Annotated in this window: 9 protein-coding genes; 4 read left to right on the forward strand and 5 right to left on the reverse strand. The window is 73.9% G+C overall.

The features are described from left to right. Nucleotides 1-4 precede the first annotated feature (4 nt). Nucleotides 5-358, reverse strand: coding sequence for a DoxX family protein (locus tag AB0883_RS28975; RefSeq protein ID WP_366644470.1), 354 nt, complete (start codon nucleotides 356-358; stop codon nucleotides 5-7). Nucleotides 359-449: 91 nt separating this feature from the next. After that, nucleotides 450-881, reverse strand: coding sequence for a type II 3-dehydroquinate dehydratase (locus AB0883_RS28980; protein WP_366644471.1), 432 nt, complete (start codon nucleotides 879-881; stop codon nucleotides 450-452). A 334-nt stretch (nucleotides 882-1,215) separates the two neighbouring features. Between AB0883_RS28980 and AB0883_RS28985 the strand changes: the two genes are divergently transcribed. Genes AB0883_RS28985 through AB0883_RS28995 form a run of 3 tightly spaced genes read left to right on the forward strand, consistent with a single transcriptional unit; the run spans nucleotide 1,216 to nucleotide 4,242 of the window. After that, complete coding sequence (locus tag AB0883_RS28985) at nucleotides 1,216-2,379, forward strand: DegT/DnrJ/EryC1/StrS family aminotransferase (RefSeq protein ID WP_366644472.1); 1,164 nt, start codon at nucleotides 1,216-1,218, stop codon at nucleotides 2,377-2,379. Continuing rightward, a complete protein-coding gene (locus AB0883_RS28990) occupies nucleotides 2,376-3,509 on the forward strand; it encodes a Gfo/Idh/MocA family oxidoreductase (protein ID WP_366644473.1) in 1,134 nt (377 codons plus the stop codon). The genes AB0883_RS28985 and AB0883_RS28990 overlap by 4 nt, the downstream gene beginning before the upstream one ends. 37 nt (nucleotides 3,510-3,546) lie before the next feature. Continuing rightward, nucleotides 3,547-4,242, forward strand: coding sequence for an HAD-IA family hydrolase (locus AB0883_RS28995; RefSeq protein ID WP_366644474.1), 696 nt, complete (start codon nucleotides 3,547-3,549; stop codon nucleotides 4,240-4,242). Nucleotides 4,243-4,262: 20 nt separating this feature from the next. Here AB0883_RS28995 and AB0883_RS29000 read toward each other — a convergent pair whose 3' ends face one another. Next, nucleotides 4,263-4,775 (reverse strand): DinB family protein, encoded by a 513-nt coding sequence (locus AB0883_RS29000; RefSeq protein ID WP_366644475.1) that lies wholly within the window; start codon nucleotides 4,773-4,775, stop codon nucleotides 4,263-4,265. Between the two features lie 149 nt (nucleotides 4,776-4,924). On the opposite strand from AB0883_RS29000, the gene AB0883_RS29005 reads away from it, so the two are divergent. Next, nucleotides 4,925-5,905 carry a hypothetical protein gene (locus tag AB0883_RS29005; protein ID WP_366644476.1) on the forward strand — a complete coding sequence of 327 codons (981 nt, stop codon included), beginning with the start codon at nucleotides 4,925-4,927 and terminating at the stop codon, nucleotides 5,903-5,905. A gap of 91 nt (nucleotides 5,906-5,996) precedes the next feature. Here AB0883_RS29005 and AB0883_RS29010 read toward each other — a convergent pair whose 3' ends face one another. Both AB0883_RS29010 and AB0883_RS29015 read right to left on the reverse strand, forming a co-directional pair. Further along, entirely contained in the window at nucleotides 5,997-9,707 is a 3,711-nt protein-coding gene (locus AB0883_RS29010) for an amino acid adenylation domain-containing protein (RefSeq protein WP_366644477.1), read from the reverse strand. A gap of 108 nt (nucleotides 9,708-9,815) precedes the next feature. Beyond that, nucleotides 9,816-11,471: condensation domain-containing protein (locus tag AB0883_RS29015; protein WP_366644478.1), on the reverse strand; the 1,656-nt coding region annotated here is incomplete at its 5' end.

The raw sequence follows: 11,471 nt of genomic DNA on the forward strand, positions 1-11,471 counted from the left end.
CGCCTCAGCCCTGCCGCACGTGCAGGAACACGAGCGCCAGGGCGGCCAGGGCGAAGATCACCGGCGTCAGGGTCATCGCGGCCGGGTCCTTCGCGCGGGCGTGGTAGACGACCGCGCCCACCATCTGCAGGGCCAGACCGATCGCCGCCGCGATGCCCAGCGGCGCCCAGAGCAGACCGAGCAGCAGCCCGGCGACCGCGGCGAGTTCCAGCACCCCGAGCAGGCGCGTCAGGCCGGGCGAGACGCCGAGGTGGTCCATCCGCTCGCGCATCTGCGCCTGCCCGGTGAGCTTCGGCACGGCGGTGCCCAGGAACACCGCGGCGAGGATGAGGGTCAGGACGAGGATGGGAATGTGCACGTGATGTCCTTCGGGAAGAGTTGGAACGTGCGGACGACCGTACCGCTGGCGCATCGACGCCGATGGGGCCGGACGGTGAGGTGCCGGGTCGTCACCGGACGGTCGCGACGAGGGCGCGGGCGGCCAGGCGGTAACCCAGCGACCCGAGCCCGACGATGACGCCGCTGGCCAGCGGGGCGATCACCGAGTCGTGCCGGAAGCTCTCCCTGGCCCAGACGTTGGACAGGTGCACCTCGACGAAGGGACGGGGATAGTTGGCCAGCGCGTCGCGCAGGCTCCAGCCCGCGATCATCAGGGCGCCCGGGTTGACGATGGCGCCCACGGTGTCGTAGTTGTCCTGGATGGCGCGGATCAGGGCGCCCTCGCAGTCGTGCTGCTCGGCCACCACCCGCCAGCCCCGCCCCGTGATCTCCTCGCCGACCGCGCGTTCGATGTCGTCCAGGGTGTCGGTGCCGTAGATCTCCGGCTCCCGTCGGCCGAGGATGCCCAGGTTCGGGCCGTTCAGCAGCAGCACGCTCGACACGCTTCACCTCGCGGGGCGCGGCCCTGTCCCGACAAGGCCCGATGACTGGTCCACCGCAGTCTTACTACGCCTGCGGCGCCGGGCGAACCGGCGATGGCCGTGGCGCGGCGGACTAAGGGGTGGCTAGGGGCTGTTAGGGGCGGTGACCGCGCGTCCGCTTCGGTTACCGTCCTCCCTGCCGAAGCGACGCCGCCGGCTCCAACGGATGCGTCACCTACCTCGAACCGGCCATCGGCGCCCCGGTGCGCCCGGACCGCGTACCGGCGGTCCCCGGTCGTCCCGCCCGATGGTCCGGCGAAGCCCCTGGTCTGCCCGAGTTGGGAAGTGGGAAGTCATGAGTGGTCAGCCCTCGACGGTGTCCGAGTTCCCGGAGTGGCCGCAGTTCGGCGACGAGGAGCGCGCCGGACTGATCCGCGCCCTCGAACAGGGCCAGTGGTGGCGGATGGGCGGCAGCGAGGTCGACTCCTTCGAGAAGGAGTTCGGCGACTACCACGGCACGCCGCACGCGCTCGCCGTCACCAACGGCACCCACGCCCTCGAGGTCGCCCTGGAGGTGCTCGGCGTCGGGCCGGGCACCGAGGTGATCGTCCCGGCCTTCACGTTCATCTCGTCCTCGCTGGCCGCGCAGCGCCTCGGCGCGGTCGCCGTGCCGGTCGACGTCGACCTCGACACCTACTGCGTCGACCCGGCCGCCGTCGAGGCCGCGATCACCCCCCGCACCAAGGTCGTCATGCCGGTGCACATGGCCGGCCAGTTCGCCGACATGGACGCGCTGGACAAGCTCGCCGCCGACGCGGGGGTGGCGGTTCTCCAGGACGCGGCCCACGCCCACGGCGCGCAGTGGCAGGGCAAGCGGGCCGGGGCGCTCGGCTCGGTGGCCGCGTTCAGCTTCCAGAACGGCAAGCTGATGACCGCCGGCGAGGGCGGGGCGGTGGTCTTCCCCGACGAGGAGCTGCGCGAGCGGGCGTTCCTCGTGCACAGCTGCGGCCGGCCCCGCACCGACCGGGACTACCTGCACGGCACCACCGGCTCGAACTACCGGATGGGCGAGTTCACCGCCGCCGTGCTGCGCGCCCAGCTGTCCCGCCTGGACGACCAGATCGCGGTACGCGAGCAGCGCTGGCCGCTGCTGTCGAGCCTGCTCGCCGAGATCCCCGGCGTGGTTCCGCAGACCACCGACCCGCGTACCGACCGCAACCCGCACTACATGGCGATGTTCCGCGTTCCCGGCATCACCATCGAGCGCCGCCGCGCGGTGGTGGACGCGCTCATCGCCCGGGGCGTCCCGGCGTTCGTGGCGTTCCGGGCGATCTACCGGTGCGAGGGTTTCTGGAAGGCCGGCGCCCCCGACGAGTCGGTCGAGGCGATCGCGGCCCGCTGCCCCAACGTCGAGCAGATCCACTCCGACTGCATCTGGCTGCACCACCGCACGCTGCTCGGCACGGAGCAGCAGATGCACGACATCGCCGCCGTGCTCGCCGACGTCCTCGCCGGATGACGGCCCTGCCCCCGGCCGCCGCGCCCGACCGACCGGTGCGGGTCGCGGTGGCCGGCCTCGGGTGGGCCGGGCGGGAGATCTGGCTGCCCCGGCTCGCCGCGCATCCGGGCTTCGAGGTGACCGCCGTGGTCGACCCGCAGCCCGGCGTCCGCGACCGGGCCCGCGCCACCCACCACGTCCCGTCCGCGTACGCCGACGTCGACGACCTGCCGGCCGGGGCGGTCGACCTGGTGGTGGTCGCCGTACCGAACCACCTGCACGCCGACGTCGCCGTCCGGCTGCTGCGCCGGGGCGTACCGGTGTTCCTGGAGAAGCCGGTCTGCCTGACCTCCGCCGAGGCGACGCTGCTGGCCGACGCGGAACGCGACGGCGGCGCGGTGCTGCTGGCCGGCAGCGCCGCCCGCTACCGGGCCGACATCCGGGCCCTGACCGGGGTGGCCGGCGAGCTGGGCCCGATCCGGCACGTCGACGTGGCCTGGGTCCGCGCCCGGGGGGTGCCCGACGCGGGCGGCTGGTTCACCCGGCGCGACCTCTCGGGCGGGGGAGCGCTGGTCGACCTCGGCTGGCACCTGCTCGACACGGTGCTGCCGATGCTCGGCCCGACCCGGGTCACCCACGCCATCGGCAGCGTCTCCGACGACTTCGTCAACGACAGCGCCGCCCACGCCGCCTGGCGCAGCGACGCCGGCGCCGGTGGCCGCGCCCCCGGGGACGTCGAGGACACCGCCCGGGGATTCCTGCTCACCGCCGAGGGGGCCTCGGTGGCCCTGCACGCGTGCTGGGCCTCGCACGAGTCGCTGGACCGCACCACCGTCACCGTGCACGGCGCCGCCGGATCGGCGACGCTGCGCTGCACGTTCGGCTTCAGCCCCAACCGGGAGCCGACGCCGGTGCTGACCCGCACCCGGGACGGCGAGACCGTCCGGCTGTCGCTGCCCGAGGAGCCGATCGGCGCCGAGTACGACCGCCAGCTCGACGCCCTCCCGGGGTTGCTCGCCGACCCGACCGGCCGGGGCGCGGCCGTCGCCGAGGCCCGCCGGACCATCGACATCATCGAGCGGATCTACCAGTCCGCCCGGCCCACCGCGCCGGAGCGGCAGCACGCGCTGGCGGGCCACCACGACCGGTGAGAACCACCGTCGGCCCCACTCGCTTCCGGGAGCAGCCATGAGCCATCCGTCCTCCACCGTCGAGGTGACCCCGCCGTCGCCGGGCCGCGGCCCGATCCGCGCGGTCGTGTTCGACCTCGACGGCGTCATCGTCGACAGCTCGGCCGTCATGCGTGAGGCGTTCAGCATCGCGTACGCCGAGGTGGTGGGCGACGGGCCGGCGCCGTTCGAGGAGTACAACCGGCACATGGGCCGGTACTTCCCGGACATCATGCGGCTGATGGGGCTGCCGCTGGAGATGGAGGAGCCGTTCGTCCGGGAGAGCTACCGGATGGCCCACCTGGTGCCGCTCTTCCCCGGCGTGCGGGAGACCCTGGAGACGCTGCACTCCCGGGGGATCCGGATGGCGATCGCCACCGGCAAGGCCGGCCCCCGGGCCCGTTCGCTGCTCGACCAGCTCGGCGTGCTGGGCCTCTTCGGCCAGGTGATCGGCTCCGACGAGGTGGCCCGCCCGAAGCCCGCCCCGGACATCGTGCTCCAGGCGCTCGGCCACCTCGACGTGCCGCCGCAGCAGGCGATGATGGTCGGCGACGCGGTCATCGACCTGCTCAGCGGCCGGGACGCCGGGGCGACCGCCGTCGCCACCACCTGGCACGGCGGGGACGTGGCCGCGCTGCTCGCCGCCGGCCCGGACCTGGTCCTGCACGCCCCGACGGACCTGCTCGCGCACTGCCCCGCAGCCCTCGTCCACTGACCCGCACCGGGCGCTTCCGGCTACTCGCCGGCCTGCCCGTCGATGCTCTCGCGCAGCAGGTCCAGGTGGCCGCAGTGACGCGCGGTCTCCTGGATCATGTGCGCGAGCGCGTATCGCAGGGTGAAGGAGACGTCGGCGGCGCGGGCGCGGTCGTCGAGCGCCGCGCCCGCCACGACGGCCGAGGACCGCGCGCACTCGGCCTGGTAGGCCTCGACGATCTCCGCCAGCGAGTCCTCCGGGCCGAGAGCGAACGCGCCGGGCTCGTCGTCGGTCCACGGCGGAGGCAGCTCGTGACCGGCGAAGTCGATGCTGAACCAGTACCGCTCCACCCCCGTCAGGTGCTTGACCAGCCCTGCGGGCGTGAGCGCGGACGCGGGCACGGGTCGACTGGAGGCCTGCTCGTCGGTGAGCCCGGCGACCTTGTGCACGACCGAGGCACGCAGGAAGTCGAGCAGGCCGGACAGGGTCTCGCGTTCGTCGCCGTCCTCCGGAGGGCGGCTGCGGACCAGGGGCGCGACGGAAACATCGGTCATCGCGCCACCGTAGTGTCCGGCACCGACGCTTCCGGACGTCGGGACCCGCCGGCCCCTTCCGCCATCGTCCAGCCCGCACCCCCGACGGCTGCGTCCGGCCCGGCCTGGCCGCCCGCGCCGGACCCGTGCGGGAGGTGCACCATGACCGGGTGGACTTTCTGGAGTTGCAGCAGCGCCTGCGCGCCGCGGGCCACGACCCGTTCCAGGTGCACGCCCCGCACCACGACACGCTGGGCGGCCGGGGTCGCGCACCGGGCAGGTCGACGTCGATCTGCCACGGCGCGTGGAACCTGCTGATCGAGGACGGCCGGTACATCGTCACCGTCCGGGACCTGTACCGTCCCGCCCGCTTTCCCCTCGACACGCACGGCCCGGAGCCGGTCGTCTTCGACACCGAGCAGGCCGCCTGCGAGGAGCTGTGGGCCATCGCCAGCAGGCTCGATCCGCCCGGCAGCGTGCGGGCGGTCACCGCCGACGAACTCGATCCCGTCGCGCGCGACTGGCTGCGCGAGTGCGGCTGGTGGCCGCCGGCGGAGTTGTACGGCAACCCCTTCGTCGCCACCCTCGGGGGGCAGTCGTACCGGATCGCCGAGCGCGACGGCCGGTTCGAGCTGCACCTACGCGACCACGGCGTGGCCAAGCTCGGCGATCCGGTGTACGCCGCCGACGACCTGGCCGACGTCACCCGGGTCCTGCTGACCGAGGTCGGCAACCGTTCCGCCCCACGCCCGCTGGGCTGGCCGTGCGTGGTGTTCCGGATCCGCTGGGCCGACGAGGAGGAACTCGCCGCGCTGCGTGCCCTCGACCTCGCGGCGATCATCCGGGCGTACCGCACCGAGCGTCCGGACCCGCCGCTGCGGATCATCTCTGAAGGGCCCGACCTGTCCCTGGTCACCACCGAACTCGTGGAACGGGCGGAACGCAGCGGCCATCCGCTGCACCGGTTCGTAGGCACCGCCGAGTCGGCGGCGTTCGGCATGGACGTGCGGTACGTCATCAGGCGTCACCACGAGCCGCTGCGCTACAGCGTCGACCGCTACGGCGAGCGGGAGAACCATGCCACCACCGTGTTCACCGCCGGGGACCTGGCGCCGATCCACGAGTACCTGAGGCGACGCTTCCAGCCCTGACCGTGGGCCAGCTCCAGCAGCGCCTCGTCCATTCACGCCAGTTGCCCAGTGACGCCGGTCGCGGGCCGGTCGCGGCGTGGGGTGGGAGCTCTCAGCGCGCCTCGTCGGCGGCCCCGGGTCCGGCTTCCAGGAAGCGCAGCATGCTGGTGGCAAGCATCTCGGCGACGGGGGGCGGGACCAGGTCGGTGCGGATGGTGACGCGTAGGAGGGCGCCCGCGGCACCGGGAAGCACCTCGGCGACGCAGGAACCCGACCACTCCCGGGCGTACGGGTCGACGACCTCCTCGGTCCCGCAGCCGGGCAGCTCCAGCGGAGGGACGAGGTTGTCCTGGTAGGCGAAGGAGGGCAAGCTGTTCGCCACCTCGCGGGACATGCCGAGGTCCGGGTCGGTGGTCATCTCCACGAAGGAGACGTCCTGGGCGGCCATCAGCCCGTCCGCGGTGCGCTGGACCGCTCGGATCAGGTCCTTCTCCGGCCCGTCGAACCGGACCCGGAGGCAGTTGGAGGTGATCCTGCTCGTGAAGGTGGAGTCGAGGATCCGGCTGCCGCGCTGGGCGACGATCATCAGCAGGGCGATGTCGTCCTGCTGGTGGATGGCGCGCAGCGCGGAGGCGTAGGCGGCGGCGAAGTAGGTGGAGCGGCTGAACCGGTGTTCCCGGGCGGCCCGGTCCCAGCGGTCCAGCACCTCGGGAGGGACGGCGACGGTGTGCCCGGTCCTGGGGCCCCAGGTCGGGGTCTGCTCCAGGAGCGACTGGGGCCGGCCCTCGCCCTGGCGGGCGAGTCCCCGCAACTGCCCGCGCCAGTAGTCCCGCTGCGCGTCGAGGTCGGTGGCGGCCCGCAGGCGGGTGTGCTCGTCGTGGAACTGGCGCAGCGTGGGTGCGGGGCGGTCCCAGGCGGGCGGCCGGCCGGCCAGGCGGGCGGCGTAGGCGCGGCTGAGGTCGCGGACGAGCAGCCCGTGTGACCACCCGTCGAAGGCGATGTGGTGGATGCCGACGCCGAAGAGGATCCGTCCGGTCGACCTCTCGCGGATGAGCGCCGCCCGCCAGTTGCGGCCCTGGGTGTAGTCCAGCGGCTGCTGCACCGCTTCGGCGAGCTGGTCGAGCGCCTCCTGTTCGCTCGTGGCGTCGGTGAGCAGCCGGAGCGGGGGCTTGCCCGGGTTCGGCGGGACGACGGCCACGGGCGGGTCCACCCGCCGGTAGCGGGCGTACAACGCCTCGTGCCGCCGGTGCACGTCGCCGAGCGCCGCCATCAGCGCGCGGAGGTCCAGTTCGCCCTCGATCCACCAGGTGGCCGGGCAGACCAGGTCGAAGGGGAGCCAGACGAACTTGCCGACCGACAGGGTCAGCGGGACGGGCCCGGTCGGGCCGGGTCGGCCGGTGCCGGACGGTTCCGGTTCGGCCGTGGGGCGGCGGGGCGCGGTGGTGAGCCAGTGTGCCAGGCCGTGGGGTGTGGGCGTGCGGTGGATCTGCGAGACGGGTACGACGACGTCGGCGGCCTCGTCGACGGCGGCGGCGACGGCAGCGGACTGCAGGGAGGTGCCGCCGAGGGCGAAGAAGCTGTCCCGCGTGCCGACCCGGTCGATGCCGAGGACGGTCGCGAACACCCCGGCCACGAGACGTTCCTCGTCGGTCGTGGCTTCGACGTAGTCCACGCCGAGGTCCGGGCGCTGCGAGCCCGGTTCCGGTAGCGCCCGCCTGTCGATCTTCCCGGTGCCGCCGACGGGGAACCGGTCGAGGACCATGATCACGGCGGGGACCATGTACGGGGGCAGCACGCCCGCGGCGTGCTCCCGCAGCGCGGTCACGGCCGGGTTCCGACCGTCGCGGCCGGTCACGTAGCCGACCAGGCGGGCGACGCCCCGGTCCTCGCGGCGGACGACCACGGCCGTGCCGACGTCCGGGTGCTGTTCGAGGACGGCCTCGATCTCGCCGAGTTCGATGCGGATGCCGTTGACCTTGACCTGGTGGTCCATCCGGGCGAGGATCTCCAGCGCCCCGGAGGCGTTCCACCGGCCCAGGTCGCCGGTGCGGTAGGCGATCCCGCCGCCGTACGGGTCGGTGACGAACCGTTGCGCGGTCAGGTCGGGTCGGTTGAGGTAGCTGTCGGCGACCCCGGCGCCGGTGATGAGGATCTCGCCGGGGACACCCATGGGGACGAGGTCGAGCGCGCCGTCGACGACGCGGATCTGCCGGTTGGGCATGGGCCGGCCGATCGGCACGTACGCGCCGCCCCAGCCCTCCGACGCGTCGAACCACGTGCACGCCACGGCGGCCTCGGCGGGCCCGTACGCGTTGATCAGGCGGGCGCCGGCGGCCATCCACCGGCGGGCCATGCGCGGCGGAACGGGCTCCCCGGCGAGGGTCACGCACGACATGCTCGGGCAGTCGGCCGGGTCGATGGCGGCGAGGTTCGTGGGCGGGCAGAACGCGTGGGTGGTCTCCTCCTTCGCGATCAGCTCCGTCAACCGGCGGGCGTCGAGCAGGTCGTCGCGGGAGCAGACCACGACGCGGGCGCCGGAGGTCAGCGCGGTGTAGATCTCGCCCAGGGCGACGTCGAACACCGGGGCGCAGCAGTGCAGCATCCGGCTGTCCGGGCCCACCGCGCACTCGTCGCGCATCCAGGTGACGAAGTTCGTCAGCATGTCGTGGGTCAGCACGACGCCCTTCGGCGCCCCGGTCGATCCCGACGTGTAGATCACGAACGCCGGCCGGGAGACGTCCACCACCGGCAGCTCGACCGCTTCGGCCGCCTCCACGGCGGGCCAGTCGTCGTCCAGGGCGACCACCCGTACGCCGTCCGGCCGGGGGATGCGTGCGGCGACCTCGCCGACGGTGAGCACGACCCGTGCGCCGTGGTCGGCCAGGAGCATCCGCATCCGCTCCGCCGGCCACGACACGTCCATCGGCGTGTACGCCGCCCCGGCCCGCAGCACCGCCAGGGTGGCGACGAGGGTCCGCATGCTGCGGTCCAGCGCCAGTGACACCACGTCCCCGACGCCGACCCCGGCCGAGTGCAGGTAGCGGGCCAGCAGCTCCGATCGGCGGGCCAGCTCCGCGTACGTGACGACCTCGCCGTCGGCGACGCCCGCGACCGCGTCCGGCGTCCGGCGTGCCCACCGCAACACCAGTTCGTGCAGCGGCTCGTCGGGCACCGGACGGACCGGGCCCCGGCCCCACGCGAGCAGCCGCTCCCGCTCGGCCGTGCCCAACAACGGCAGCCCGGACAACGGGGCCCCGGGTTCCCGCACGCCGGCCGACACCAGGGTGGCCGTCTGGTCCAGCAGGCCCCGCACCCAGTCCGCGGAGAAGCCCTCCGCCGCGTGGTCCACCCGCAGCCCGGATGCGTCCGAGGCCACGCTCACCACGAGGTCGACGTCCACCGTCCCGGGGCCCACGTCGGCCACCGGGCCGTCGACCAGGGCCACCGCCACCGGACCCACCACGCCCGCACCCGCGACCGGCGCGGTCCACGCCGCAGCCACCCGGCTCACCAGCTCACCGAACGCCGGATCGTCCGCCACGCCGACCCGCAGCACCGATCCACCCGGGGACAGGCCGAGCGCCACCTCCTCCTGACCGGTGTACCGGGCCAGCACCCCGACGAGGCCCGCCAGCACCACCAGCCCGGCCGGCCCCGGGCCCGCCGGGCCGGGCAGCTCCAGCGTCCGCAGGTGCGACGCCGCCCGGGCCGGCCACACCAGCGGGCGCCGCAGGTCACCCATCAGGTCGAGGACCTCGTGGTCGGTGCCGGGCCCGGCGACACCCGTGGTCGGGGCCCGACCACCGACGAACCCGACGGACATGGGTCAACCTCCGATCAGGACCGCGCCACCCGCAAGGGGGTGCGGCCGGGGCACGAAATCCGGGAACCGGTGGGAACGCCCACGGCGTGAGGAGTGCGGCCGAGGGACTCAGTCGGTGGTGGCGGCCGGGGCTGGCCCCGTTTCGAGGAAGCGCAGCATGTGCGCGCCCAGCTCCTCGGCGAGGCTGAACGGGATCAGGTCGGTGCGGATGGTGATGCGCAGCAGGGCGTCGGTGTCCCGGGGGATCGCCTCGACCGTCAGGCCGCTCATCACCTCCCGCGCGTACGGCTCGACGACCTCCTCGGTCCGGCAGCCGGGCAGTTCCAGCGGAAGCACCACGTTGTCCTGGTAGGCGAAGCCGGGGATGCTGGCGACCACCTCGCCGGGCAGGCCGACGGCCGGGTCGGCGGCGGTCTCCGAGAAGGGGATGTCCTGGGCGGCCATCAGCTCGTCGACGGTCTGCTGGACGTGCCGGAGCAGGTCCGTCTCGGGCCGGAACCGGACCCGGACGCAGTTCGAGTTGATCCGGGTGGTGAAGGCGGAGTCGAGGATGCGGCTGCCGCGCCTGGCCACGATCATCAGCAGGCCGATGTCGTCCTGCTGGTGGATGGCGCGCAGCGCGGAGGCGTACGAGGCGACGAAGTAGCTGGAGCGGCTGAACCGGCGTTCCCGGGCGGCCCGGTCCCAGCGCCGCATGACCTCGCCGGGAACGGTGACGATGTGTCCGGCCTTGGGGCCCCAGGCCAGTGCCTGCTCCAGGGGCGCCTGAGGTGCGCCCCGGCCCTGGCGGGGCAGGCCGCGCAGTTGTTCGCGCCAGTAGTTCCGCTGCGCGTCGAGGTCGGCGGCGTCGCGTAGCCGGGTGTACTCCTCGTACGACTGGCGCAGCGTCGGCGCGGGTCGCGCCCACACGGGGGCCGCGCCCGACAGCCGGGCGGCGTAGGCGTGGCTGAGGTCCCGCACCAGCAGCGCGTGGGACCAGCCGTCGAAGGCGATGTGGTGGATGCCCACGCCGAACAGGACCCGCCCGGTGGACTTCTCCCGGATGAGGGCGGCCCGCCAGTTGCGGCCCTGGGTGTAGTCGAGCGGCTGCTGCACGGCCTCGGCGAGCTGGTCGAGGGCTTCCTGCTCGCTGTTGGCGTCGGTGAGCAGTCGCAGCTGCGGCATTCCCGGGTTCGGCGGGACGAGCGCGACCGGCGGTTCGACGCGGCGGTAGCGAGCGTGCAGGGCCTCGTGCCGGCGGTGCACGTCGCCGAGCGCCGCCATCAGCGCGCGGAGGTCCAGTTCGCCCTCGATCCACCAGGTGGTCGGGCAGACCAGTTCGAAGGGGAGCCAGACGCACTTGGCGACCGACAGGGTCAGCGGGACGGGCTTCGACGGGCCGGGGCGGCCGGTGGCGGGCACCTCCGGTTCCGCCTTCGGGCGCCGGGGCGCGGTGGTCAGCCACTGGGCCAGCCCCTGCGGCGTGGGGGTGCGGTGGATCTGCGAGACGGGCACGACGACGTCGGCGGCCTCGTCGATGCCTGCCGCCACCGCCGCCGACTGCAGGGACGTGCCGCCGAGGTGGAAGAAGCCGTCGCGCGCGCCCACCCGGTCCAGCCCGAGCACCGTCGCGAACACCCCCGCGACGAGGCGTTCGGAGTCGGTCGCCGGTTCCACGTACGCCACGTCCAGGTCGGGGCGCTGCGAGTCGGGTGCGGGTAGGGCGTTGCGGTCGATCTTTCCGGTGCCGCCGACGGGGAAGCGGTCGAGGATCATGATCACGGC

The sequence above is a fragment of the Micromonospora sp. NPDC047812 genome, from assembly GCF_040704175.1.
Taxonomy (GTDB): Bacteria; Actinomycetota; Actinomycetes; order Mycobacteriales; family Micromonosporaceae; genus Micromonospora.

Coding starts and splice junctions, on each gene's coding strand:
- AB0883_RS29000 (WP_366644475.1), bottom strand. CDS start 4,775: ATGACCGATGTTTCCGTCGCGCCCCTGGTCCGCAGCCGCCCTCCGGAG.
- AB0883_RS28995 (WP_366644474.1), top strand. CDS start 3,547: ATGAGCCATCCGTCCTCCACCGTCGAGGTGACCCCGCCGTCGCCGGGC.
- AB0883_RS29010 (WP_366644477.1), bottom strand. CDS start 9,707: ATGTCCGTCGGGTTCGTCGGTGGTCGGGCCCCGACCACGGGTGTCGCC.
- AB0883_RS28990 (WP_366644473.1), top strand. CDS start 2,376: ATGACGGCCCTGCCCCCGGCCGCCGCGCCCGACCGACCGGTGCGGGTC.
- AB0883_RS28985 (WP_366644472.1), top strand. CDS start 1,216: ATGAGTGGTCAGCCCTCGACGGTGTCCGAGTTCCCGGAGTGGCCGCAG.